Source organism: Nonomuraea sediminis, from assembly GCF_018531495.1.
GTDB lineage: Bacteria > Actinomycetota > Actinomycetes > Streptosporangiales > Streptosporangiaceae > Nonomuraea > Nonomuraea sediminis.
In genome coordinates this window covers 723,561-748,714 of sequence record NZ_JAHDTI010000001.1, presented here as the reverse complement: position 1 = coordinate 748,714, position 25,154 = coordinate 723,561, and the positions used below count along the sequence as shown (strand labels likewise).

Annotated in this window: 21 protein-coding genes; 9 read left to right on the top strand and 12 right to left on the bottom strand. The window is 71.4% G+C overall.

Annotation, left to right across the window (positions count from 1 at the left end; all coding sequences use genetic code 11):
- Positions 1-25 precede the first annotated feature (25 nt).
- Together KIK09_RS03530 and KIK09_RS03525 are read right to left on the bottom strand one after the other, a co-directional pair.
- Complete coding sequence (locus KIK09_RS03530) at positions 26-739, bottom strand: YcnI family copper-binding membrane protein (protein WP_214317149.1); 714 nt, start codon at positions 737-739, stop codon at positions 26-28.
- A gap of 46 nt (positions 740-785) precedes the next feature.
- Entirely contained in the window at positions 786-1,388 is a 603-nt protein-coding gene (locus KIK09_RS03525; RefSeq protein ID WP_214317148.1) for an MFS transporter, read from the bottom strand.
- 132 nt (positions 1,389-1,520) lie between these two features.
- On the opposite strand from KIK09_RS03525, the gene KIK09_RS03520 reads away from it, so the two are divergent.
- Positions 1,521-1,994 (top strand): hypothetical protein, encoded by a 474-nt coding sequence (locus tag KIK09_RS03520; protein ID WP_250572499.1) that lies wholly within the window; start codon positions 1,521-1,523, stop codon positions 1,992-1,994.
- On the opposite strand, the gene KIK09_RS03515 is transcribed toward KIK09_RS03520, so the two are convergent.
- Genes KIK09_RS03515 through KIK09_RS03500 form a run of 4 tightly spaced genes read right to left on the bottom strand, consistent with a single transcriptional unit; the run spans position 1,988 to position 4,750 of the window.
- Complete coding sequence (locus KIK09_RS03515; protein WP_214317147.1) at positions 1,988-2,725, bottom strand: ABC transporter ATP-binding protein; 738 nt, start codon at positions 2,723-2,725, stop codon at positions 1,988-1,990. The genes KIK09_RS03520 and KIK09_RS03515 overlap by 7 nt on opposite strands.
- 2 nt (positions 2,726-2,727) lie before the next feature.
- Positions 2,728-3,516: an ABC transporter permease gene (locus KIK09_RS03510; RefSeq protein WP_214317146.1), complete on the bottom strand. Its 789-nt coding sequence runs from the start codon at positions 3,514-3,516 to the stop codon at positions 2,728-2,730.
- Positions 3,509-4,306 (bottom strand): ABC transporter permease, encoded by a 798-nt coding sequence (locus KIK09_RS03505; protein ID WP_214317145.1) that lies wholly within the window; start codon positions 4,304-4,306, stop codon positions 3,509-3,511. Before KIK09_RS03505 ends, KIK09_RS03510 begins: the two co-directional genes overlap by 8 nt.
- Before the next feature lie 60 nt (positions 4,307-4,366).
- Positions 4,367-4,750, bottom strand: coding sequence for a DUF3052 family protein (locus tag KIK09_RS03500; protein WP_214317144.1), 384 nt, complete (start codon positions 4,748-4,750; stop codon positions 4,367-4,369).
- An 86-nt stretch (positions 4,751-4,836) separates the two neighbouring features.
- Between KIK09_RS03500 and KIK09_RS03495 the strand changes: the two genes are divergently transcribed.
- The 4 genes from KIK09_RS03495 to KIK09_RS03480 all read left to right on the top strand — a co-directional run bounded on the left by KIK09_RS03495 (position 4,837) and on the right by KIK09_RS03480 (position 9,269).
- Positions 4,837-5,805, top strand: a complete 969-nt coding sequence (locus KIK09_RS03495) for an alpha/beta hydrolase (protein ID WP_214317143.1) — start codon at positions 4,837-4,839, stop codon at positions 5,803-5,805.
- A 54-nt stretch (positions 5,806-5,859) separates the two neighbouring features.
- The gene (locus KIK09_RS03490; protein WP_214317142.1) at positions 5,860-6,699 is read left to right on the top strand and encodes a siderophore-interacting protein; all 840 of its coding nucleotides are present in this window, start codon (positions 5,860-5,862) and stop codon (positions 6,697-6,699) included.
- Positions 6,700-6,887: 188 nt separating this feature from the next.
- Positions 6,888-8,381, top strand: coding sequence for a serine/threonine-protein kinase (locus tag KIK09_RS03485; protein WP_214317141.1), 1,494 nt, complete (start codon positions 6,888-6,890; stop codon positions 8,379-8,381).
- A 54-nt stretch (positions 8,382-8,435) separates the two neighbouring features.
- Positions 8,436-9,269 (top strand): M50 family metallopeptidase, encoded by an 834-nt coding sequence (locus KIK09_RS03480; protein WP_214317140.1) that lies wholly within the window; start codon positions 8,436-8,438, stop codon positions 9,267-9,269.
- Here KIK09_RS03480 and KIK09_RS03475 read toward each other — a convergent pair.
- Positions 9,253-10,686 carry an OmpA family protein gene (locus KIK09_RS03475; protein ID WP_214317139.1) on the bottom strand — a complete coding sequence of 478 codons (1,434 nt, stop codon included), beginning with the start codon at positions 10,684-10,686 and terminating at the stop codon, positions 9,253-9,255. The two genes, KIK09_RS03480 and KIK09_RS03475, sit on opposite strands and share 17 nt — an antisense overlap.
- 222 nt (positions 10,687-10,908) lie before the next feature.
- On the opposite strand from KIK09_RS03475, the gene aceA reads away from it, so the two are divergent.
- On the top strand, positions 10,909-12,195 hold the full coding sequence (gene aceA, locus KIK09_RS03470; RefSeq protein WP_214317138.1) for an isocitrate lyase: 1,287 nt from the start codon (positions 10,909-10,911) through the stop codon (positions 12,193-12,195).
- A 176-nt stretch (positions 12,196-12,371) separates the two neighbouring features.
- On the opposite strand, the gene KIK09_RS03465 is transcribed toward aceA, so the two are convergent.
- Positions 12,372-13,298 carry a glucosyl-3-phosphoglycerate synthase gene (locus tag KIK09_RS03465; RefSeq protein ID WP_214318012.1) on the bottom strand — a complete coding sequence of 309 codons (927 nt, stop codon included), beginning with the start codon at positions 13,296-13,298 and terminating at the stop codon, positions 12,372-12,374.
- 86 nt (positions 13,299-13,384) lie between these two features.
- Between KIK09_RS03465 and KIK09_RS03460 the strand changes: the two genes are divergently transcribed.
- Entirely contained in the window at positions 13,385-14,173 is a 789-nt protein-coding gene (locus KIK09_RS03460) for a hypothetical protein (protein WP_214317137.1), read from the top strand.
- Here the strand turns inward: KIK09_RS03460 and KIK09_RS03455 are convergent.
- From KIK09_RS03455 to KIK09_RS03445, 3 genes are read right to left on the bottom strand one after another with little or no spacing between them, the layout of a single operon-like run.
- Positions 14,163-15,635: a helix-turn-helix domain-containing protein gene (locus tag KIK09_RS03455; RefSeq protein ID WP_372455495.1), complete on the bottom strand. Its 1,473-nt coding sequence runs from the start codon at positions 15,633-15,635 to the stop codon at positions 14,163-14,165. The genes KIK09_RS03460 and KIK09_RS03455 overlap by 11 nt on opposite strands.
- Before the next feature lie 32 nt (positions 15,636-15,667).
- Positions 15,668-16,087 carry a hypothetical protein gene (locus tag KIK09_RS03450; RefSeq protein ID WP_214317135.1) on the bottom strand — a complete coding sequence of 140 codons (420 nt, stop codon included), beginning with the start codon at positions 16,085-16,087 and terminating at the stop codon, positions 15,668-15,670.
- Positions 16,084-17,442, bottom strand: a complete 1,359-nt coding sequence (locus KIK09_RS03445) for an FAD-binding oxidoreductase (protein ID WP_214318011.1) — start codon at positions 17,440-17,442, stop codon at positions 16,084-16,086. Before KIK09_RS03445 ends, KIK09_RS03450 begins: the two co-directional genes overlap by 4 nt.
- A 730-nt stretch (positions 17,443-18,172) precedes the next feature.
- Here KIK09_RS03445 and KIK09_RS58950 point away from each other — a divergent pair.
- Positions 18,173-21,883, top strand: a complete 3,711-nt coding sequence (locus KIK09_RS58950) for a BTAD domain-containing putative transcriptional regulator (protein ID WP_214317134.1) — start codon at positions 18,173-18,175, stop codon at positions 21,881-21,883.
- Positions 21,884-22,523: 640 nt separating this feature from the next.
- Here KIK09_RS58950 and KIK09_RS03435 read toward each other — a convergent pair.
- Entirely contained in the window at positions 22,524-23,120 is a 597-nt protein-coding gene (locus tag KIK09_RS03435) for a TetR/AcrR family transcriptional regulator (protein ID WP_214317133.1), read from the bottom strand.
- Between the two features lie 399 nt (positions 23,121-23,519).
- On the opposite strand from KIK09_RS03435, the gene KIK09_RS03430 reads away from it, so the two are divergent.
- The gene (locus KIK09_RS03430; RefSeq protein ID WP_214317132.1) at positions 23,520-24,644 is read left to right on the top strand and encodes an MFS transporter; all 1,125 of its coding nucleotides are present in this window, start codon (positions 23,520-23,522) and stop codon (positions 24,642-24,644) included.
- The last annotated feature ends 510 nt before the right edge of the window (positions 24,645-25,154 follow it).

Sequence of the window (25,154 nt, the reverse complement as noted above, 5' to 3'; positions counted from 1 at the left end):
CAGGTGCGGCCCACCCCCGCGGGCGTCAGGAGGGGCGGCGGCGCAGGGCCAGCAGGGCGACGATGACACCGATCGCGCCCACGACGACGCCCGCGCCGCCCAGGACGCGGGCCGTGCCGTCCGAGGTGGAGGATGCGGTCGCCACCTGCTTCACCGTGGGAGCGGCCGCCGCGGTGGACGGCGCCGCCGCGTGGTGGTCGTCGTCGCCGGTGGAGGCGACGAGCTTGAGGGTCGGGATCGGGTGCTCGGCCTCGGAGCCGTCTGCCTTGGGCGGGTCGGCCCACTTGACGACCTCACCGCCGGAGTACGTCTGGGTCGTGGGGAACGTCAGCTCGGAGGTGTCCTTGGGCATCTGGCCCATCGACACCTCGAACTCCTGGAACTCGCCGGCGTTGATCTTCCCGCCCGACCAGACGACCTTGGTGACGGCGTCGTTGACCGTGCCCTCGTCGGTCTTGACCGGCTGCGGGAGCTTGCCGTCGACGACCTTGACGGTCCACCCGGGCACGGGCTTGACCGAGACGAACAGCAGCGGGTGATCCGTCGGGAAGGCGACCTCCACCTTGACGGTGGAGGCGTCGTCCCGCTCGTTCGGCACCCGGAAGGCGACCTTGGTGAACCCGCCCTGCTCGGCGGTGCCCGGATTGATCGTGACGTGCGCGAGCGCCGGTACGGCGAGCCCGAAGGTGACGGCGGTGGCGGCGGCCAGCACGGTCGCGCCACGGCGAAGCATGGACATGGTGGAACTCCACTCGAAGAAACGAAAGAAAAGGGGCGTCAGAGGATCAGGCGGGGAGCGGAGGACCACGCCTGCTGACGGAGTGCTCGACTGGCGCCCGCATCGGCACCGCGAGCAGGTAGAAGTACGGCACGGCCCGCCGTACCGGCTGGATCCTGGGCAGCGGCCGCAGCAGCGTGAGCCGGCGGCCGAGGCGGCGCAGCAGCGACCAGAGCGCGGCCTCGCCGCGCGCCAGCCACCAGCCGGTGACCAGCGTGGCCAGCAGGTGCGCCACCCACATCCCCAGCCCGACGCTCAGCCCCTGCGCGTGCCCGTCGGCGACCTGGGAGATCCCTCCGGGCGAGAACCGCCCGAGCAGAGCCCCCCTGAGCCCGTCGAGTCCGGAAGACGCCTCGAGCGAGCCCGTGATCGCGAAGAGCTCGTGGAGCACGACCTGTGCCCCCACCAGCGCCACGTTGATCGCCGCGGTCGACCGCTCGCGCCCGGACACGGCCAGGGCCAGCGCGAATGCCGCGAGAAGCGCCACCACGACGGCCGCGGGACCGGGGCTCGAACCGCCGCCGACCACGTGGGCGAGCGCGCCGAGACCCACGCAGACGGCGGCGAAGGCGGCCGAACGCGTGAGCCGGAAGGGTAGTCGTGCGCGCATGGGTGTGTGGGCCATCGTCTCACGGGGCAGGGGTGGGGTGGACTTCGACGCCCAAGCTGCTCAATGCCTGGTCGATTTGTGCCATTTGTCGCTAGGGTCGTGCCGACCTCGTTGACATAGAAGGTGATGACGTTGCGGCACTTTGCTGGATTAATCATCGGTCTGGTCGCTACCGCGGCCCTGCTCGGAGGCGGCGGATGGGCCGTTCAGCAGGCCCTGGGTAGCGCCGCCGCCAGCCCGGCCGGGGGTCAGAAGCTCTGGATAGCCCTCGGCGCGATGGCGGCCGTCGGCCTGATCGTCGGACTCGTGGTGGCGGGGCGCGTCTCGCCGCTGGCCACGTTCGTCCCGTCCCTGGTCCTGCTCGCCTGGACCGTCGTGTACGCCCTGGACATGAACAGGGCCCTGTCCTTCATCCCCGACCAGCCCTCGGTCAACGCGATCATCAGGGACGCCGGGTTCGGCGACAAGACACTGCTGACCACGGGCGTGTTCGCGCTGCTCGGGGTCGCCATGTTCATCCCCGTGCTGATCCCGTCCCGCTGGGCGCGCAGCCGTTACGACGTGGACGAGGAGTACGAGGCGACCCCCGAGGGCAGCTACTACTGAGCGCCGGCGGTGTAGAGGCGGGTGATGACCTCCTCCAGTGAGGTCTCGCCCGCCATCAGGTCCTCCAGCGTGCCGTCGAAGGCCAGGCGGCCCTGGTCGATCAGCATGACCCGGCGGCACAGCCGCTCGATGTCGCCCAGGTCGTGCGTGGTGAGCAGCACGGTGGTGCCGTTCTCGGCGTTGAGCCGCTGCAGGAACTCGCGGATGGCGGCCTTGCTGACCACGTCGAGCCCGATCGTGGGCTCGTCGAGCACCAGGATGGCGGGCTCGTGCAGCAGCGCGGCGGCCAGGTCGCCGCGCATGCGCTGGCCCAGGCTGAGCTGGCGCACCGGCCGCGCCATGAACCCGCCCAGGTCCAGCGTCTGCGTCAGCTCGTCGAGCCGGTCGCGGAACACCTTGCGATCTACTTTGTAAAGGAGCCGGATCAGTTCGAAGCTGTCCTTGAGCGGCAGATCCCACCACAGCGTGGTGCGCTGCCCGAAAACCACGCCGATGCGCCGGGCCAGCACGGTCCGCTTGCGCGAGGGATCCAGCCCGGCCACCCGCACCCGCCCGGAGGAGGGCGTGAGGATGCCGCACAGCATCTTGATCGTGGTCGACTTGCCCGCGCCGTTCGGCCCGAGGTAGCCGACGAACTCCCCGGCGTCCACGCTGAAACTCAGATCTCGTACGGCGTGCACCAGCTCGCCCTTGACCTTGAAGGAGCGTCCCACCTTTTCGAGTTCGATCATCCCTAACTCCCCGTCGATCGGTACTTGCGGATGCCCCACCGCCAGGCCGCCCCGGCCGGCACGGCCAGCAGCAGGGCGGCGACGGGCCCGAGGAACCGCATGAAGTACGGCGTGCCGAACGGGTCCTCGCGCCCCAGCACGTACAGCGCCGGCTGCCAGTTGATGAAGGCGAGCGGCAGCACGTAGGTCACGCCGCGCACCAGGTCGCGCCCGTAGACGCTGAACGGGTACTGCGACATCTCCCCGCTGCCGTAGGTGAAGGCGTTGACCACCTCGGGCGCGTCGGTCAGCACGAACTGCACCGCCCCTGCCATCGTCCACAGCGAGGCGTAGATGACGATCCCGCACCCGATCATCACCGGGATCATCCACAGCCGCCCGGCCTCCAGGCGCAGCGCGGACATGGCATATCCCAGGACGAGCAGCGCCTGCAGGACGCGGCTCGCCCGGGTGGGCATGAACCGGTCGGTGGCCGCCTGGATCCACGCGCTGACGGGCCTGATCAGCATCGTGTCGAGCGTGCCCGCCTTGATATGGATGCTGATCCGGTCCAGGTTGCCGAAGAACGTGTCGGCCACGGTGAAGGCGACCATCGCCGTGCCGTACAGGAACAGGACCTCCTCGCGGGAGAAGCCGGCCAGCGTCGTGGTGTTGGCGAAGATCACCAGGATGACGCCGAGGTCCAGGCCGGCGATGACGAAGCCGGTCACCAGCAGCATGACGAACGACACGGGATACCCAGAGGCCGCGCGGGTCCAGGTCCAGGCCAGCAGGACATAGCTTCTAACCACCCTGGATCACCACCTTGTGGCGGATCGCGCGGGTGCCGAGCGCGCCCAGGGCGAGCAGCGCGACGGCCCAGAACAGCTGGAAGGCCAGGGTCTGCCCGGCGGGAGCCTTGCCGAGATACAGGTCGGATGGCGCTTGGACCATGGCCGCCCACGGCAGCGCCCTGGCCGTCTCGCCCACCCAGCCGGGGAAGATCGCCAGAGGGATCATCATCCCGGACATGAACGTGGTCAGCACCAGCGACAGCGTGGACACCGCGCGGTCGTCGACGAGCCAGCAGACCGACAGCGCCACCAGGTAGCGCCAGCCGAAGCTGACCAGCACGCCCAGCGTGAAGCCGGCCAGGAACGCGACCGGCTCGCGCGGCAGCGTGATGCCGAACACGACCGCGCCGAGCAGCGTCGGCGGGATGCCGCGCACCAGGAACAGGTAGCCCGCCCTGCCCAGGTCCTCGGCCAGCGACCACAGTTGCAGCGAGGCTGGACGGACGAGGTCGAGCGCGATGTCGCCGCTGCGGATGCGCTCAGGAAGGGTCAGGCCGCCGCCGAACAGCTGCATCGGCCCGATGAAGGCCTGCGTGAGGAAGCAGAAGGTGACGGCGTCGGTGACGTCGTAGCCGGCCAGGCCCGGCCTGGCCTGCCAGAGGGCGATGAGGATGTAGGCGCGCAGGATGCCGAAGACGCTGTTGGTGAACGCGCCTGCCAGCGCCGCCCAGACGTAGGTGGCGTGTTTGCGGAAGCCGTACCGGACGAGCCGGACGTACAACGGGATGAGGGCGCACCTCCAGGGCATGACGGCACGACGCTTTCGCGCGGGCCGATCGATGGGGAGGTGGAATTATCCGCCGGGTCGTCAGCGGTCCGCAACGCGATAAACGAAACGCAGCGCCGACCAGGTCTGGTCCACGGCGGCGACCTTGTTGTCGACCAGGCCCATGGACAGCCCGTAGTCGCGGATGGGGTTCTCCGACAGGTCGGTGGGCACGCCGCTGGAGCGTTTGGGCCAGCACACCCACAGCCCGCCGTTCTTGACCAGCCGCCCGGCCGCCGAGGGGAACTCCGCGCGCAGCGTCGCCTCGTCGGGGCAGAAGATCAGGATGACGTCGTACGGCAGGCCGTCGGGACGCTCGTCGACGAGGCCGACGTCGAGCCCGGCGGGCATGCCGACGGCGAGTACGCGGGAGTCGTCCTTGATGCCCAGCTTGCGCGGCAGGGGAGTCCCCGAGTATCCGGCCATGAAGGACAGCGTGGCACACGTCCGAAATCCGCGCGTAACGAGTAGAGCGATGTTCTACGGGGAAGGATATTCATCGGAGGGATCCCATGCAGATCGACAGGGACGTGATCCCCGACTACCCCCTCAGCTGGCAGGCCCGTGCGCTCACGGGCCTGATGCGTACCACGCTGAAGCCCGCCTCGAGCCTGCTGATGCGCCATCCGCTGGCGCTGCACGGGGCCTCCCGCCTGGGCGGCCTGGCCAGGCCGCTGCCGCTGCCGGCGCACGTGGGCGTGGCGCCGGCCAGATTCACGGCGTGCGGCGGCGAGTGGATCCGCGCCGGGCAGGGCCTGGACGAGCGCAAGGTGCTGCTGTACTTCCACGGCGGCGGCTACTTCGCCTGCTCGCCGCGCACGCACCGGCCGATCACCTGGCGGCTGTCGGTGACCGCGCGGCGCCCGGTGCTGGCGCTGGACTACCGGCAAGGGCCGGTGCACCCGCTGTCGGCCTCGCTGAGCGACGCCGTCGAGGCCTACCGCTGCCTGCTCGATCGCGGCTACGAGCCGGGTGACGTGCTGTTAGCCGGGGATTCTGCCGGCGGGCACCTGACGCTGGCGACGCTGCTGGCGCTGCGCGACCGCGGCCTGCCGGTGCCGGCGGCGGCGATCTGCCTGTCGCCGTGGGCGGACCTGACCGACGTGCCGCGCCGCGCGAACCGGTGGCAGGACCCGATGCTGCCGGAGAGCAGGATCCGCTGGCTGGCCCGGCGCTGGACCGCCGGCTTGGATGCGCGCGATCCGCTGGTCTCGCCGGTGCTCGGCGACTACACGGGGCTGCCGCCGCTGATGATCGTGACGGGTTCGACGGAGGTGCTGCGGGACGAGGGACGTAGGGTGGCGCTGCGCGCCCGCCAGGCGGGGGTGCCGGTCACCTACGAGGAGTGGCCGCGGATGCCGCACGTGTTCCCGATCCTGGCCGACGTGCTGCCGGAGGCGCGCCTGGCCTTCCGCCACATGGCGGGCTTCCTGTCCGCGCTCGAACCGCCCGCGGGCGAGAATACGGCTGCCGCGGCCTGATCGCGGTACGGTACGGTTGAGTTAGGCAAGCCTAACTAGCCGGAGGAGCACGGGATGGCCGACAAGCCCACAGACCACCACCGCGGCATCGTGCTGCGTACAGAGCGGATCACTCCGCACATGATCCGCGTCGTGGTCGGGGGTGACGGGCTGAAGGATTTCGCCACCGAGGGGCTCACCGACCACTACGTCAAGCTCGTCTTCCCGCACGAGGGGGTCGACTACCCGGAGCCGTTCAGCGTGCGCAACGTGCGCGAGACGATGCCCCGCGAGCTGTGGCCGCGCCTGCGCACCTACACCGTGCGCGCCTGGGACCCCGACGCGGGCGAGCTCACGCTGGACTTCGTCTACCACGGCGACGAGGGCCTGGCGGGCCCGTGGGCGGCCAACGCCAAGCCGGGCGACGTGCTGATGATGCTCGGCCCCGGCGGTGGCTACGCGCCCGATCCCGCCGCGGGCTGGCACCTGCTGGCGGGCGACGAGAGCGCGCTGCCCGCGATCGCCACCGCGCTCGAGGCGCTGCCCGCGGGCGCGCTCGCGCACGTGTTCGTCGAGGTGGAGGCGTCGGAGGAGGAGCAGAAGCTGGAGACGGCCGCCGACGCCCGCATCACCTGGGTACACAGGCGCGGCGCGAAGGCGGGCGAGGCGCTGGTAGCCGCGGTGCGGGAGCTGGAGTTCCCTGGCCAGGACGTACACGCCTTCGTCCACGGCGAGGCGGCCTTCGTCAAGCAGCTGCGGCACCTGCTGCGGGTGGAGCGGCGGGTCCCGGCCGAGCGGCTGTCGATCTCCGGCTACTGGCGGCTGGGCGTCGACGACGAGGGCTGGCGCGCGGTCAAGAAGGACTGGAACCGACAGATCGAGGCGGAGGAGTCGGCGGAGCTCGCTTCGTCGTAAAACGCCACTTCAGACCGTCGAGTCACAGCTCTTACTTACCTGGAGGGTAGGAACGCCTTACCTGCGATACCCCTTGTGAAAGACATGCGGAATCGCCTCTCGGTTGGGACCACAGTGTGCTTTGCCGTGTCCCAGACAGGAGAGGCGAAAACCGGATGGCGCGTGGTTCGAGCGACATGCCTCCAGGCGTGCGACCGCTTACGGTGGGCGACCCGGTCATCATCGGCCGATACCTCCTGCTCGGCCGCCTGGGCACAGGCGGCATGGGCGTGGTCTACCTGGCCGAGCACCCGCAGGGCGGGCTGGTCGCGCTGAAGACCCCGCACGCGGTGCACCTGAACGACCCGACGCTGCGGGCCCGCTTCGCCGAGGAGGTGTCCTTCTCCCGGCGAGTGGTGCCCTTCTGCACGGCCGCGGTCATCGAGGACGGCACCGACAAGGACCGGCCCTACCTGGTCACCGAGTACATCCCGGGTCCCGCGCTGTCACAGGTGGTGATGGCGCGCGGGCCGCTGACCCCCGATCTGGCCTACGGCGTGGCCCTGGGCGTGGCGGCCGCGCTGGTCGCGGTGCACGAGGCGGGGCTCGTCCACCGCGACCTGAAGCCGGGCAACGTGCTGCTGTCGACGCACGGGCCGCGCGTGATCGACTTCGGCATCGCCCGCGACGTCGACACGCTCGCCGCGCACACGCAGGCCGGCCAGGTGATGGGCAGCCCCGGCTGGGTGGCGCCCGAGCGGCTCACCGGCGGCGCTGCCGTACCGGCCTCCGATGTCTTCTCCTGGGGGTGCCTGGTCGCCTTCGCCGCCTCGGGCGAGCATCCCTTCGGCGGGGGCGAGGCGGACGTGCTGACGCGGCGCATCCTGCTGGAGCCGCCGCGGCTCGAGGGCGTGCCCGCGCTGCTGCGGCCCGCCGTGGAGGCGACGCTGGCCAAGGCGCCCGCCGAGCGGCCCAAGGCGGCCGACCTGTTACGCGCGCTGCTGGCCGCCGGGGGTGTCGGCGACCCCTGGGACCTGCGCGACGCGGTGACGGGCGTCCTGGAGGAGATCTGGACGCCCGTCCCCTATCCGGCCGGTGCGGGCAGGGTACGGCTGGCGCCGCGACCCGCCGCCGAGCAGGAGACCGCCGCGCCCCGTCGCCGCAGGGCCAAGGCGGGAGCCCACCTGTCGCACGCCAGCTTCGCCGCCCTGGCCACCGTGTCGATCGCGGCCGTGACCGTGATCGCGGCCGGCACCGGCGACGGCATGCGGATCGGCGGCAGCTCGCAACTGCCCGCCGTACCGCCGATGGTGCAGCCGCACGGCACCGTCGACTCCACGCTGCGCCCGACGAGCCCGCTGCCCGCCTCCTACGGCACGGTCACCGCGACCGCCACCGCGCCCACGGTGTTCGTCACCCAGTCGCCGACCAGGGGCATGGTCACCACCCTGATCCCGACGCCCGACCGGCAGGGCGGCCAGCCGCCCGTGGTCGACAACCGGCCGGGCGAGCCGGGCACCGGCGACCAGGGCGACTGCATGAACCCGGCGGGCAAGCAGCGCGGCAAGTCGGCCCGCCACGACTGCCCGCAGCCTTCGACGTCGATCACCACGATCCCGCAGGACGGCCCCGGCGAGTCGCCCTCGGTGACGCCCACGGTGTCGCAGACGCCCACGGCTACCGCGCCCTCGACCGGACAGTGACGTCCACCGATCGGTGGATATTTTGGGATGTCGGGGGTGGCTAGCGTCCGTGGCATGACCACCACTGTGAGCACCTCCCAGGGCACCCGTTCGTGGGTGCCGCTGGCGCTGACCTTCGCGATCGCGCAGCTGATCGAGGTCTTCCTGCACGAGGGGTCGCACGCCGTGGCGGCGCTGGTGCTGGGCTACCCGCCGACGATCGGCCAATTCGTGGAGAACTCCACGGTGGAGGGCTCCACGTCCGGCGCGCACGCGGTGATCGCGGCGGCGGGGCCGGTCGGCAGCCTCGTGGTCGGCCTGCTGTTCTGCGCCGTGTACCGCAGGCCGTCGCGGCGTCACGGCTTCGGCGGGATGCTGATGATGTGGCTGGCCATGACCGGGATCGTGTCGGCGGTCGGCTACGTGGTGGTGATGCCGTTCCTGACCATCGGCGACACCGCCGTGATCGCCGACACCTTCGGCATCCCGGTGGTGGCCAGGTACGTCATCGCGGCAGGGTCGATGGTCGCGCTGTACTTCGCCTGCCGGCCGCTGGCCACGATGTGGCTGGACACGCTGCCCGCCGGGGTGCCGCTGACCACGGCGGACGACCGGCGGCGGACGGTGAGCCGGCTGTGGATCCCCTACCTGATCGGGTTCGTGCTGCTGATCCCCGCAGGGATCGGCGGCGACCCGGTGATCGTGCTGGTGGGGCTGTTCGGGTGCTGGGGCCCGGGGATGGCGCTGGTCGGCTTCATGACGATGTGGGCGAGGCGGCCCTACGAGCGGCCCGCGCGGGCGGGGGAGCGGGCGGAGTGGCCCACTCCCGCCTGGGGGTTCGTGCTGTACATCGCGATCGTCGCGTTCTACCTGCTGGTGCTGCGGCCGGGGCTCACCCTTCCTGGGTGATCTCGGCGGGGAGCCGCTCGCCGTACCCGCCGATCTGGACCTGCAACGAGGTGGTGGCGGCGGGCGGGGCGGGGAACAGGCCCCACAGCGTCACGCTGGCCCCGGCGGGGATGATGCCGAGCTTGCCGGGGCTGAAGCGCTGGCTGAGCGTGCCGATGAAGTCGAAGTACGTCGGCGGGTCGAACGCGCACAGGTCGTAGGTGCCGGACTTGCCCGCCAGCGACACCTGCCCGGCGGTCAGCTCGTGCGGGGTGAACGAGTTGTCGTAGTCGATCATGGCGGGTTCGGAGCCGGGGTTGGTGACCTTGACGCCGGCCAGTACGTAGCCGGACATCCGTCGCAGGCCGGCCACCTGCACGTCGAGGCCCGCGTCGCTGAGCGAGGTGTCGGTGGTGCGCTGCTTGACCTGGGTGCCGCTCTTGATCTCGACCTCGACGCGGCGGTTCTGCGCGCGGCCGTCGGGGTTGTCGCTGCCGTCGGGCAGCGTGTTGGGGGCGACGGGCTCGCTCTCGCCGTGGCCCTTGTCGGCGTAGCTGAACTCGCCGCCCAGGCCCGCGCGCAGCGCCTGGTCGACGGCGGCGGCGCGCTGCTGCGACAGGCGCTGGTTGGAGGCGTTGTCGCCGATGGCGTCGGTGTGGCCGTTGACCGTGACGGAGCCGGACTCGGCCTCCACCCGGTTGCGCAGCGCGGCCAGCGCCGCCTTGGCCGCCGGTGAGAGCTGGGCGCTGCCGAAGGCGAACAGCACGTCGCTGGGCAGCTTGAACGTCTCCGTCTGCGGGCCGCTCGCCTTGCACAGCAACGGACCCGTCCGCGGCTTGTCCGCCGGGCCGCCGTGCAGCGCCGGGCTGTCGGCCAGGCCGCCCTCCGTGATCGGGACCTTCACCGGGAGCAGCCCGTCCAGCAGCACCAGCATCTCCCTGGCCTCCTTCGGCGGGGCCGCGAACACGGCGGTCACCGTGACCGACCCGCCCGGCTCGATCCGCTCGTCGGAGGAGGCGGCCACCCGGGCGTCGGCGCCCGAGTCGCCGACCGGGCCGTAGGCGGTGCCCCTGGGCAGGTCGACCAGGGCCATCAGCTGCTCGCGGGCGTCCAGGCCGAAGCTGTCGATCGACAGCGGGTCCTGGGTGCCGTTGTAGAAGTCGAACTGCAGCGCCAGGGTGTCGCCGGTTCTGACCAGCTTGAGGTTCCTGCCCTCCACCGGGTAGGCGGTGGAGACGGGACCCGCGGTGACGCCTTCCGCCTGCTGCGCCGAGGGGGTGGTCGCGGGGGCGTCCGGGGTCTTGTCCGGCGGTAAGGCGGCCTTGGCGGGGGACTGGCTGGTCGGCGGTTCAGGCTGGGCCTGCCGTACCGGGTTGCAGGCCGTAAGTCCGAGCACGAGCGCAGCTCCGCAGGCGAGCGGCGCGGTGAGAGTTCGCATTGCTTCAGCGTGTCGGCGGGCCGTTCCACGGGCGTCTCACCGGCGTCTCACGACATTGGTCTAGTCCATCGGGAAAACCTGCAAATTCTTCTCTACTGAATACCGGCCAGTCATTTCCTGGCGAGAAAATTCGCGAATCTTCTCGCGCATCGTGGCTTATCGACAGGCCAGGCGAGGGCACAGACTCGACACAAGCCCCAGGGGACGACAAAGGAGCGGATAATGAGCGATCGCCTCAAGGGAGCTGCCGAGCAGCTGCAGGACGAGTGGGACAACGACCCCCGCTGGCAGAACGTGGAGCGCACCTACAGCGCCGAAGACGTGATCCGCTTGCGCGGCACGGTCCAGGAAGAGCACACGCTGGCGCGGCTGGGCGCCAACCGGCTGTGGGACCTGCTGCAGAGCGAGGACTACGTGCACGCGCTCGGCGCGCTGACGGGCAACCAGGCCGTGCAGCAGGTCAGGGCGGGGCTGCGCGCCATCTACCTGTCCGGCTGGCAGGTGGCGGCCGACGCCAACCTCGGCGGGCAGACCTACCCCGACCAGAGCCTGTACCCGGCCAACTCCGTGCCGGCCGTCGTGCGCCGCATCAACAACGCGCTGCTGCGCGCCGACCAGATCACCTGGTCCGAGGGCAACCCGGGTAACTGGCTCGCGCCGATCGTGGCCGACGCCGAGGCCGGGTTCGGCGGCGTGCTCAACGCCTTCGAACTGATGAAGGGCATGATCGCCGCCGGTGCCGCGGGCGTCCACTGGGAGGACCAACTGGCCTCTGAGAAGAAGTGCGGCCACCTGGGCGGCAAGGTGCTCATCCCGACCGGCCAGCACATCAAGACCCTCAACGCGGCCCGCCTCGCGGCCGACGTGTGCGGGGTGCCGACGCTGATCATCGCGCGGACCGACGCTCAGGCCGCGACGCTCCTGACCAGCGACGTCGACCCCCGCGACCAGCGCTTCACCACCGGCGACCGTACCGCCGAGGGCTTCTACCGGGTGCGCAACGGCGTGCAGGCCTGCATCGCGCGCGGCCTGGCCTACGCGCCCCACTCCGACCTGCTGTGGATGGAGACCGGCACGCCCGACCTGGACGTCGCCCGCGAGTTCGCCGAGGCGATCAAGGCCGAGTACCCCGACCAGATGCTGGCCTACAACTGCTCGCCGTCGTTCAACTGGAAGAAGCACCTGGACGACTCCACGATCGCCAAGTTCCAGAAGGAGCTCGGGCACATGGGGTACAAGTTCCAGTTCATCACCCTGGCCGGGTTCCACTCGCTGAACTACTCGATGTTCGACCTGGCCCAGGGGTACGCCAACGACGGCATGACGGCCTACGTCGACCTGCAGGAGGCGGAGTTCGCCGCCGAGTCGCGCGGCTACACCGCCACCCGCCACCAGCGCGAGGTCGGCACGGGCTACTTCGACCTGGTCAGCACCGCGATCGCCCCCGACTCCTCCACCACGGCCCTCAAGGGCTCAACCGAGGAAGAGCAGTTCGCCGCCGCCCACTGATCTCGCTGCTGCGGCCGACTGATGTCGCTGATGCGGCCCGCTGATCTTGTACGGCGGGCCGCACCACCCACCCCCCGCCGACGCCCTGCCCGCCCGTCATTTCCACGCCATTCGGGCGCGCAGGCGAGCACCGTAACGTCACGAACGGGACCCACCTGGGTGGGTCCTTTGTGGTTTTACGCGCGGATCGTGAGCATCGGGGGGCGCTCGTCGATCGAGACGTCCCTCGTGAAGGCCTCGTAACCGGAATCGGTGCGGTGGAACTGGGCCAGCCGTACCGCGGGCTCGTGAGAGGCGTGGATCTTGCCCTGGCGCTCAAGCCGCGACCAGGCGGCCAGCATGATCTGGGCCGCCATCCCGCCCAGCGCCTCGGTCGACTGGTGCGAGTGCTCGCGCGCGCCGAGGTCCACCTGGGCCAGCCCGTCCAGCCCCGCCAGCTCGAGCAGGTCCACCAGCAGGCCGAGCTCCACCCCGTAGCCGGTGATGAACGGCACGCGCTCCAGCGCCGAGCGGCGGCCCGCGTACTCACCGGCCAGTGGCTGGATGAACCCCGCCAGCTGCGGCCAGTGCAGGTTGATGAGCGGCCGCGCCACCAGCTCGGTCACCCGGCCGCCGCCCGTGGGGGCCCCGCGCAGCGGGCGGTCGTAGCACCCCTTGGCGTACGCGACGGTCGGGTCGGTCAGCAGCGGCCCGAGCAGGCCGGTCACCAGCGAGGTCTGGAAGTTGCGGATGTCGGCGTCGACGAAGACCAGCACGTCGCCCGAGGTGACGGCCAGCGACTTCCACAGCGCCTCGCCCTTGCCGTCCAGCGGCGCCAGGTGCGGCAGGATGTCGTCCTGGGCGAACACCTTGGCCCCCGCCCGCGAGGCCACCTGCGCGGTGTCGTCGCGCGAACGCGAGTCGATCACCACGACCTCGTCCACGACCCGGTCGAGCTCATGGCGGATCGCCTCGACGATCTCGCCCACGGTCTCCTGCTCGTCGCGCGCGGGCAGCACCACGCTCACGGACGTCGCGGCCTTCGCCTCGATCAGCGCGCCCAGCGGCCAGTCCGCGGTCGCCGAGGTACGGCGTCGCAGCCAGGCCTCCACCTCAGCCGGCATGCCGTGCCACCCCGATACCCCGTCAGTCACGCCCCAACCTTACGCAGCACCCGGACGTGACCAGGCACGCGGTAGGGTCTGGCGCGATGATCAGACACGTGCTTGCGTGCATCCTCACGCTTCTGGCGGCCACGGCCAGCGCGAGCGCGATCCCCGAACCCACCTTCTCCCAGCGCGCCGACGCCGCCATCGCCCGCTGGCGCAGCAGCGGCGCGGCCGAGACCTGGCGGCACGGCTACGTCCCGGTCGGCGACACCACGGCGATGTCCCCGAGGACGGCCAAGGCCCTGGAGGACGAGCTCACGTGGCGGCTGCGCGCCGGGAACCCCCGCGGCCCGGCTTACGGCGAGATCCGCTGGGACGACGGCTCCAGTCTGCGCGTCCCTCTTCTCACGGCCGGCTACGTGGTAACCGAGCTCGCGCAGAGCGCGCCGAGGCCGATCTGCGGCCCACCCGAATGTGACATCTACGAGGTGACCAGGGCCCACATGACCACGATGCGGGTGGAGACGAACCGCGGCCCCGCGACCGTGCCCGCCTGGCGGCTCTGGGTCAAGGGTGTCCCCGGCACGGTCTACCAGGCGGCCGTGGATGAGGAGAGGATCGCTGTCTCGAGAGATGCCATGCCCTTCCGGAGCTACCGCCCAGGCCCGGGGTCCACGCTGACCTTTGAGGTCACCCACGGGTCGTGCGATAGCGTGCGGAGGATCTTCGTGCGTGAGGAGAGCGACGTGGTGGTCGTCGGGGCCGAGGTTCGGATGTCCGCTCCTGACACCATGTGCGACATGATGCTCCGCATCGACACGCGCACGGTGACGCTGAAGGCGCCGCTGGGCAGCCGAGCCGTGATCAACGCCGATGCGGCTATCCCGTGATGGCGTGGCGTTCGAGGAAGGTGTAGACGTCCGCCTCGTCGACGCCGGGGAACGAGCCCGGCGGAAGTGCGGCGAGGACGTGGGAGTTGGCCCTGGCCGAGGGCCAGGCGTAGCCCTCCCAGCGCTCCGCCAGCTCCGCCGGAGGGCGGCGGCAGCAGTCGCCGTTGGGGCAGTTGGACTTGGTGCGGTTCGTCGTCTCCCGGCCGCGGAACCAGCGCGACTCCTTGAACGGCACGCCCAGCGTGATCGCGAAGTCCCGCTCCCGCGACGGATCCACGTGCGCCACGCAGAAATACGTGCCCGTCGGCGAGTCCGAGTACTGGTAGTAGACCGAGAACCTGTCCGGCGACAGGAACACCTGCCGTCCCGACCACTGCAGGCACATCCGCTGACCCTCGATCGCCCCCTGCTCGTCGGCGGGGAAGACGATCCCGTCGTTCTCGTACGCCTTGTAGATCGTGCCGCCCGCGTCGTTGCGGACGAAGTGGCAGACCAGATCCAGGTGGTGGGTGGCCAGGTTGGTGAAGCGGTGCGCGGCCATCTCGTAGGAGACGGCGAACACGTCGCGCAGGTCCTCCACCGACAGCGCCCTGTCGGCCTTGGCCTCCTGCAGGTAGAGCGCGGCCGCCTTCTCCGGCACGAGCACCGCGGCGGCGAAGTAGTTGGCCTCGGTCCGCTGGCGCAGGAAGTCGGCGAAGTCGCGCGGCTTGCCGTGGCCGAGCGCCAGGTGGCCGAGCGTCTGCAGCAGGATCGTGCGCGGCGTGTGCATGCCCAGCTGCTCGTGCTTGACGTAGACGCGGCGGTTGCGGAGGTCGGTGATGGAACGCACCGACCTGGGCAGGTCCTGCGCGGTGTGCACCGTGTACCCGAAGTGGGTGACCAGCGCCTGCACCGTGCTCTGCGACAGGGCGCCGGTACGGTAGCCGACCGCCGACAGCGCCTCGGCCGCCGCCTTCTCGATGTCGGGGAAGTAGTTGCCCAGCTCCCGCTGCCTGCGCCGCAGCTCGGCGTTGGCGACCCTGGCCTCCTCCGGCGTCGCCGTCCCCCGTGCCTGCCGCGCGCGCAGCTCGCCGTACAGGCCGAGGATGTGCTCGAGCACGTCGTTGGGCACGCGCGCGGAGACCTTGAGCCGTGCCAGGCCGAGCGCGCTGTAGATCGGGTCGCGCTGGGCCTCCTCCAGCGCGATCTCGAGCTGCGCGCGGCGGTTGGGCGGCTGGCGGCGCAGCAGCTCCTCGACCGGGACGCCGAGCGCGGTCGCCAGCGACTTGAGCAGCGACAGCTTGGGCTCGCGCTTGCCGTTCTCCAGCAGCGACAGCTGGCTCGGCGCCCTGTGCACGCGTTCACCCAGGTCGGACAGGGTGAGGCCGCGCTGTTTGCGCAGGTGGCGAAGCCGCTGCCCAAACGCGATGAGATCCAGCTCCTGCGTCAAAGACAGCGGTTCTTCACCGAGCAAGGAGGCCATAGGGAATCTTAGACAGAAATTCCGCCCATTTTCTAGCCTCCTACGCAGTGCTTGGTGACGTAGGTGAGGTACTCCTGCCAGAGCGGGCCCACCTTCTCCCCGGCCGCCGCGGGGTCCATCTGCCCGTCGGCCAGCTTCCGGTACACGTCGGCGATCTGGCGCAGGTCGGCGCCGACGTCGGCGGGGGCGACGGTGGCCAGGTCGTCGAAGGTGTCCGCGGCCTTCTTCATACCCGCCGGGCCCTGCTTGACGTGCTCCATCGCGGCCTGGGGGTCCAGCTTCTCGATCGCCTTGCACAGCTCGCCCGATCCGGCCTTCGCCGTGGCCTGCGGCAGGGCGGGGTCGCTCGCGGCGGCGGGCAGCGGCTCCCGCTGCGAGGCGTTCGGCAGGCTCGCGCCGCACGCCGTACACACCGCCGCGACGAGCACCACCGCCAGGTGGCGAAATCTCATGACCCGTCCCCGGGGGAGATGTGGGCGCAGTGGCGGAAGACGTCGTCGGGGTCCCAGGTGGCCTTGACCTTCTGCAGCCGCCTGTACCGCGTCTCGCCCATCGCCCACCGGACGCGGTCGTCGTCGGGCGCCTCCACGTTGAGGTAGGTCCCCGTCGACTTGACGGCCGCGTTCATCCGCGCCACCCAGGCCCGGTTCTGCTCGTCCTCGGCGGGATCCGCCCACGTCGCGACGGGATGCACCAGCCACCGGCCGCCCATTCGCGACGGGAAGGCACCCGGCAGCTCGGGCAGCCGCCTGACCGCCTCGGGCAGCGGCAAGATGATGAGGTGCGCCAGTTGGCCCGGCAGCGGCTCCTGCGCGGCCGCGATCAGCTCGGGCGTGAGCTTTTCTGCGAATCCCGCTCCCCACCTGTTCCGCAGCCCCGGCGGCTGGCCGGGGTCCAGCATCGCCTGGAGCGCCACGTACGGCAGCGGCCCGACCCCGTCGATGAGCGGTTCCACCTCCTCGCGCAGCGGCGCGAGGGCCTGCGCGCCCGCCTCCACGTCGCCGAACCAGGTGGGCACGACGGCCAGGATGTGCTGCCCCACCAGGTCGGCCGGGACGAACGGCGCCGGTGGCGCGTGCATGGACACCGCCGCCGCGCCGAAGTCCTCCGACCCTTGCGCGTAGAGCCTGTCCAGCAGCTCCAGTACGGCCTGCGCGTCCGACACCCGGTAGCCGATCATGCCTCCGTAGACCATCGGCCCGACCGGGTGGAGCCGGAAGGTGAAGGAGACCACGACGCCGAAGTTGCCCCCGCCGCCGCGCAGCGCCCACATCAGCTCCGGCTCGATGTCGTCGTCCACCCGCAGGATGCGGCCGTCGGCCGTGACCAGCTCGACGGCCAGCAGGTTGTCGCAGGCCAGCCCGTGCTTGACCGACAGCCAGCCCTCGCCGCCGCCGAGCGTCAGCCCCGCGACGCCCGTGTGCGTGATGCGCCCGCCCGGCACCGCCAGCCCGTGCGCCTGAGTGGCATGGTCGACCTCGCCCCAGGTGGCGCCGCCCTGTACGACGGCCGTCCTGCTGTCAGGGTCGACCGTCACCGCGCGCAGCGCCGACAGGTCGATGACCAGGTCGCCGCCCAGCGCCCGCCCCGCCACGCCGTGCCCGCCGCCGCGCACGCTCACCTCGAGCCCGTGCTCGCGCGCGAACCGCAGCGCCTCGGCCACGTCCGCCGCGTCGCTGACCCGCACCAGCATGGCGGGCCTGCGGTCGATCATGCCGTTGAAGAGGGCGCGCGCGTCCTCGTATCCTGGATCGCCCGCGCGCAGAATCTGCCCACGTACGGCCGGGCTCCCGATGTCCACTGTCATGTCTCAAGCGTGTCGTGGTGCCCTTGCACCGCCATCTCACCAGCGTTTCACAGATACTGGGGTGGTGCCCCTCCTCGACGTCCTGGTGCTCGGACCGGTTTCCGTCAGTGCCGGGGAGGTTCCTCTCCGTGTCGAACGCCTGCTGGAGCGGGCGCTGCTGGCGCGTCTCGCCCTGGCCTCCGGCACCCCTGTGCCCGACGAACGCCTCGCCGCCGACCTCTGGGGCCCGGCGGACCTGGCCCGCCCCACGGAACGCCTCCGCGTCCTGTCCTCCCGCCTCCGCGCCACTCTGTCCGCTTCAGGCATTTCAGCCCGTACGGCGGGCTCCTTCGGTGCCGCGGGGTCTTCTGATGCGTTGGGGTCGCCTGGCGCAGAGGGGTCTTCTGGTACGGCGGGCTTCTTTGGTGCGGCGGGGTCTTCTGGTCCTGAAGGGTCTTCTGATGGATCGAGGGCTCCTGGCCCCGAGAGCACCTCTGGTATGGAGGGTCCCTCTGGTGCCGGAGGGCCTTTTGGTGCCGGCGGATCTTCTGGTGCGCTCGAGCCTTCTGGCGCCGAGGGTTCGTCTGGTACGACTGCCTCCTCTGGCGCTTCGGGTTCTTCCGGCGCGGCTGGCTCTGGTGCATCGGGGTCTTCTGGTGCGTCTGGCCCTTCTGGCGCGGTGGGCTCCTCTGATGCGGCGGGGCCTTCTGGGGCGGCTGGGTCTTCTGGTGCGACGCGGTCTTCTGGGGCGGTGGGTGGGAGCGAGAGGCGTGGGGAGAGTCTGGGCACGTTGCTGGTACGGCGGGCCGGTGGATACGCCCTGGCCGCCGAGCCCGTCGACCTCAAGGCGGCCCGCATCGCGGCGGAACGCACCCACGCCGCCGCCCGTTCCGGCGACCACCTGACCGCAGCCGCCGCGGCCAGGGAAGCGCTGGCCCACTGGCGCGGCCCCGCACTCGGCGACCTGCGCACCATCCCCTACGCGGCCGCCGAGGGCGAACGCCTCGACGCATGGCGCCTGGACCTCCTGGTAGAACGCCTCACCGCCGACCTCGCCCTGGGCGCCGCCACCGAGGTGATCCACGAACTCGAACGCCTGTCCGCCGACCACCCCCTGCACGAACGCGTGTGCACCCTGCTCGCCCTGGCCCTCTACCGCTCAGGCCGCCAAGCCGACAGCCTCGACCGCCTGGCCCGCCTCCGCCGAACGCTCGCGGAGGAACTCGGCGTGGACCCGTCCCCCGAAACGGCCACCACAGAACTCCGCCTCCTCCGCCAAGACCCCACCCTCCTCACCCCCGCCCCACCCCCTTTCAGCCCCCACCCAACACCCGCCCTAACCCCCCACCCAAAACCCACCCCCACCCCCTCGCCCCAGAGCCCCAGCGCACCCACCCCTTCGCCCCAGAACCCGTCCCCGGTTCCCGGCGCCCCCTCGCCCCAGGACCCATCCCCGGTTCCCGGCGCCCCTTCGCCCCTGGATCCCGTCACCCCACCTCCCGCGTCCCCGACCCCCGCCCCCTCACCCCAGGACCCCGGCGCCTCCGCTCCCACCCCTCCACCATCGAACCCAGACGCCTCCGGCCCCGCCTCCGCGATCTCGGCCCCGGGCGCTCCCGCTACCTCGCCCCCGACTCCGACCCCGTCGTCCCCGGCCTCCGCCCCCTCGCCTCCATGGCCCGGCGCCTCCACTCACACCCCTGCGACCACGGTCCCAGGCGCTCCCGCCACCTCGCCCCCGACTCCTGCCTCGTCGTCCCCAGGTCCCGGCGCACCTGCTCCCACCCCTACGCCCACAGGTCCCGACACCCCCGCTCCCGCCTCCTGGCCTGCGGGTTCCGGCGCTCCCGTTCCCTCGCTGCCGGGTTCCGCTCCCGGACTTCCCGCTCCGGGTGAGGTCGACGGTGCTGGTCTCGGCGCTTCCGTCCCGGGTCTTGCGGAACCCGGAGCCACCCTTGCTCCCGGCGCATCCCAAGCCGAGGCCTCCGCAGGCGTACGCAAAGTGGTGTTGCCGGCTCCGGCGACGAGCTTCGTCGGGCGTGAAGGAGACGTAGCCGCCACCGTGGCGCGACTGTCGCGGGCCGGAGTCGTCACGCTGACCGGCGGTCCCGGGAGCGGGAAGTCCCGGCTGGCGATCGAGGCGGCCAGGGCCGTGGCGCACACCGGGAGGTCGGTGACGCTGGTCGAGCTGGCACCGCTGCACAGGGACGGCGCCGTGAGCGCGGCCGTCGCGGCGGCAGTCGGCGCGAGCGCGGGCGACGATCCCGTTCCCGAGGTCGCGGAGCAGCTGGAGGGCTCGCTGCTGGTGCTGGACAACGCCGAGCACCTGGTCGAGCAGGTCGCCGACCTCGTGATGGCGCTGATGGGACGCACCCAGTCGCTCAGCGTGCTGGTCACCTCGCAACGTCCGCTGCTGGTCCCGGCGGAGGAACTGGTGCACGTCGGCCCCCTCGGCCCCGAGGCCGCCGCCCGCCTGTTCGCCCAGCGCTGCGCCCCCGACCAGACGGAAGCCGACCCGCGCGACGTGGCATCCGTGTGCGAAGCGGTCGACCGCCTCCCGCTCGGCATCGAACTGGCCGCCGGACTCACCCGCACCCTCACGGTCCGCCAGCTAGCCGAACGGGTCAACGACCGCCTCCGCCTCCTGGTAGGCGGGACCCGAGTCCGCGGCGGCCGCCACTCCAGCCTCCGCGCGGCTCTCGACTGGAGCCACGACCTCCTCGACGACCGCGAACGCACGGTGCTCCGCCGTACCGCTGTCTTCACCGGCGGCTTCACCCTCGAAGCCGCCGAACACGTCATCCCCGCCCGCGATCGCGGTGTGCCCGGGCAAGGCACGCCTGCCACGGACACCGGGGATACCGCAGCGCCAGTGCACGCCTCGCCTTCACCCTCCGCGGCGGACCGCGATGCTTCCGTGGCGCCTCACGATCGCGACACGCAAGGTCACAGCACCGCCCCGGTGATCCACGATCCCGGCGCCCCAGGTCACGGCACTCACCCCATCCACGATCCCGGCGCGCCCGGGGCTGGTAGCCGCTTCACGGCCCGCGATGCCGGCGTGCCCGCGTATGGCGGAGCTGCGGGGGACAGGGGCTTGTCGGGGTATGGGGCGCGCGATGGTGTGGAGGCCGGCCGTACCGGGAGGGTGGTGGTGGAGCGGGGAGATGTGGCGCCGGTGCTGGCCGAGTTGGCGGACCGGAGTCTGGTGACCGTGGAGAGCGGTGCGGGGCGGCGGCGGTTCCGGCTGCTGGAGACCGTACGGGATTACGCGCGGGCGAGGTTGGACGAGGCCGGCGAGGGCGATGCCGTACAAGCCGCCCATCTGTCGTGGTGTCTGGAGTTCGTACGGCAGGCCGGCGAGCCGGGGGACTTCGCCGCGGCGGAGGACGTGGCGGTGCTGTTCGCCGAGTGGCCCAACCTCCTCGACGCGCTGGAGCGCGCACCGGGCACGGCGCGGGCGGCCGACGGGCTGCGGCTGGCGCTCGCGTTGCACACCCCGTGGCTGATCCGCGGCTGGTACGGCGAGGCGAGACGGCACTTCGCGGCCCTGGGCGACGCCCCTGGCAGCACCCCGCTCGAGCGGTTGAACGCGCTGAGCGACCACGGGTTCGTCGCCACGATGGTGGGGCGGTTCGACGAGGCCGCCGACCTGCTGAGCCGGGCGGCCGAGCTGGTCGACGAGGTGGGCGACGACTCGGCGACGATGAGCGTGCTCTACTACCGCGGGATCGTCGACATCGAACGCGGGCTGTTGCGCGAGGCGTTCACGCCGTTGCTTGCCGGGCTCAAGCTGGCCAGGGACCTCGACCACGGGCAGCGGCAGTCGGCCTTCGCCGACGCGCTGGGCACGCTGCACCTCTACTCGGGCAATCCCCGTTCGGCGCTCGAGCTGTACGTGTCCGCGCTGACGCTCGACCGGGAGGCGGGCGACGAGCACGGGCTGGCGCGCGGGCTGAGCAACCAGGGGCAGGCGTTCATCGGGCTGGGGCTGGCGGCCGAGGCGCTGGCGATGGCGGATGAATCCGACCATTACGCCACCCGGCTGGACGACCGGCAGATCCTCCCGCTCAACGAGGTCGTCAGGGCGCACGCGGCCCTCCTCGGCGACGACCTGGAGACGGCGGAGTCGCACCTGCGGACGGCGGTCGGATACGCGGTGACGGACGGCACCGGGATCACGATGGCGCACATCGACCTGGCGGACGTCCTGGTCCGGCGCGGGCGGCCCGACGAGGCGACCCCGCTGCTCGACGCCATCTTCGTTGACGCGCCCGAGGGCAGCACGCCCTGGCTCGCGGCCCGCGCCGTCCTGGCCGGCCACGCTCTGGCCTCAGGCGACCTCACCGGGGCGTCGGCCCTCGTCAAGGAGGTCACGTTGGAGTACGCGTCGTCGGGCTTCGCCTGGCCCCACTACACCAACCGCCTCACCACCATCCAAACCACCCTCCCCAAGCCCTGAGCCCCGGCCCGCCGCTCGCCTTCAACCAGGCCATCGAGTCCGGTACGGCAAGCCAGCCCCTGCCCAGGGTCGCAGACGTCAAGGACGGGCGGCGGCGCTCGAGTGCGGCCCGATCGGTGTCCCGCGTGGGGCGTCGATCACGTCCCCATATCCGTTGTCCCAATCCGCGGGGTTCTCACCCCGCTATCCCGCAGGCGTCGCGCACGTTTTCACATCCGTTGCCCCCGTCCGAGGGCGCGGGGGCTCTCACCTCGGTTTCCCTGTACGCACGTCACACCTCGACTGTCCCCGTCCGGGGCTGCGGGCGTCGGGCATGCCCTCGCATCCGTGTTCCTGTTCGGGGCCACGAATGTGCCACACCTGTATGTGGCCCGGAGCGGGGATCGACCGTAGGGGCTTCAGGTTGTAGTCGAGGTGAGAGTGCGTTCCCGCATCCGTGTGGCTGCGGGTTTCGCATGGCGGTGAGGGTCCACGGCATCCGCGTGCGGCCTGATTCGTGGGTTCACGTCGCCGGGGAACCCACGAAGGTGGGTCCGGAAGCGACGTTACGGTCTTCGGGTGTGCGCCCGGGTGGCGTGGGAGTGACGGGCGGGTGGGGCGTCGGCGGGGAGCGGGTGGTGTGGCTTGCCGTACAAGATGTTCAGTCTTGTGACGGGCTGGTCATCGCGGCGGCGACGAAGTCGGCGATGTGGGCGCGCATCGCGGCGCGGAATTCGAGGGAGTCGCCCGGGTCGCCGACGATGATGCGGGCGAGTTGCGGCAGCATCGACGGCAGCAGCGCCAGCCCCGTGAGCAGGAAGAGCGTGCGTGCCGTGTCGACGGTCGGCTCGACGCCCTGGCCCTCGGCGAGCGAGGCGGTCTTGCGGCCGCAGCGCTCCACCCGGGCCTCCTGGCCGGGCAGCAGGTCCTGGCCGCGGTAGTTGAGCGCCTCCCACATCAGCAGGCGGACCGTGTCAGGGTGCTCCTGGTAGTACTCGGTCAGGCGGGTGATGTAGTCGACCGGGTCCTTGCCCGGGAGCGCGATCTGGGCCGTCAGGTCGTCGAGCGCCTCCGTGATCACGGCGTCGAAGAGCTTCTCCTTGCTCCCGAAATGGCCGTAGATGCGCTCCTTGTTCACGCCGGCGCGCTCAGCGATGCGGTCGACGCGGGCGCCCGCGATGCCGTACGCGGCGAACTCCTCGCGGGCCGCCTCCAGGAGCGCGGTGCGGGTGGCGGTGGTCGAGACCTTCGGTGCCATGTGCACATTCTGCCACGACCAAATGGTTGGTTGCAATCCAACTAGTTGGTTGACGTCCAACCGTTTAGTTGGCTACTGTCTCGGGCCATGGCTATTACGTTTTCTCGCCGTACGGCCCGCCACGCCGCCCACCGCGGCCCCGCGGCCCCCAACCCCCCGATCCCCGAACCCGGCGCCACCCCACCCACGACCGTCAACGGCGTTCTGGGTGATGCCAGGGATAGCGCCAGCCGCGATGCCGCCACCTTGACCGACGGCGTGAACGTGGCTGACCGCAAGGCCCGGGGCCGTGAGGTGAGCACCCCGCGAGCGGCTGCCGTCGCGCCTGATTTGGCTGATCGCGGCGATGAGACCAGCTCGTCGAAGGCTGCGGGATTGCGGGCGCCTTTCGCGCGGACCATGTTGGCCTTCACGCTCACCGCGATCCTCGTCAGCGGCCAGCTCTACATCGTGATCCCGCTCCTGCACGACATGGCCGACGGCTGGCACGCGTCGGCGGGCGCGTTGACGTGGCTGGTGACGGCGTTCGGGGTGGGATACGGGATCGGGTTCCTGGTGTTCGGCCCGCTTTCCGACCGGTTCGGGCGCAGGCGGCTGTTGATGATCGGATTGCCGCTCGCCGCCATCACGTCCGCGTTGGTGGCTTTGAGCCCGTCGCCGGAGGTCGCCTACGCCCTGCGGATGATCCAGGGCATCGCGGTCGCGATGTTCCCGCCTGCGGGCATGGCGTACCTGGCCGAGCGCATCGAGCCGCGCCGCCGCGTCGTCGCCATCTCCGCGATCACCGGCGCGTTCCTGGCCTCCGCCGTACTGCTGCAGGTGGCCGCCCAGCTGCTGGTGGGTGCGATCGGGTGGCGCGGGCTGTTCGCGCTGTCGGCGGCCGGGTTCGCGCTCGCGGCCCTCGCGCTGCGCGCCGTGATGCTGCCCGACCTGCCCAGGCAGAGCGCAGGGTCGCTGCTGTCGGTCTACCGTTCGGTGCCCGGGCTGGTGTTCAACCGCGTGCTCGCGCTGCGCTATGTCGCGACGATCGTGCTGATGGTGGGATTCGTCGCCGTCTACACCGGTATGCAGATCTACGGCGTGACCACCTCCTCCGGCGCGCTCCTCGGCCTGCGCGCCGCCGGACTCCCCGCGATCGTCCTGGTGCCGCTCCTCATGCCCTGGCTCGGACGCATCCCGTCGACCGCCCGCGCCGCCGCGTTCCTCGCGCTCGGCGCCCTCGGCCTGGCCGTGATCGGCTTCACCCACGTGACGGCGCTCGGTCTGGCGCTCCTGCTCGCGCTCTACGTGGCCGGCATCACCGGCGGCCTCCCGAGCCTCAACGAGGCCATCTCCTCCCAGGCCGGCCCCGCCCGCGGCACGGCCCTCGCCCTCTTCTCCTTCGCCCTCGCGGTCGGCGGCAGCGCCGGCCCCCAGGTCGCCGCCGCCTTCGGCGGCTTCACCCCCCTGATGTACGGCCTGGCCGCAGCCATGACCGCCGCCGCCCTAGCCGTCCTAGCCTCCACCCGCCCCTCCCACCCCTAACCTCCCGACCGCGTCCCTCCCCGCGCACCCTCCGAACCCATTCCTCCCCGGCCCGAGGCAGCCGGTCCCGATCACCCGGGCCCGTCTGCTTCGGGCTCGCCCGTCCCCGCGTGCTCGGCCGCACCTCACGAGGCAAGTCCTCGCGACGCCGTCCCTGCCAACCTTCGAGTGCCGCCTGGTAGGCCTGCGCGTCACCATCTGCTATGCCGAACAGCGAGTGCATGCCACGCCCCGCAGGGAACTGCCCGATGGGCATGGGCGATCTCACGGTGGTCTCCGCTGGGAGCTTTCTGATGGGTGATCTCCACGGCCCGTACGGATGAGCTCGCGCCACGCTTGTGACCAGGTCAAACTCGTACACGTGCCGTGGACGCAACCCCCACGCTTCATCCCGGGACATCGCCTGCCGGGTGTCTCGACGCGCGTAGCCCAAGGGTTCTGCCGCGTGGGTCCGCGAGCTCCCTTGAAGGAGTCTCGTTTCGCGGGATCGAGGGGCGGTGGGTGACGAAG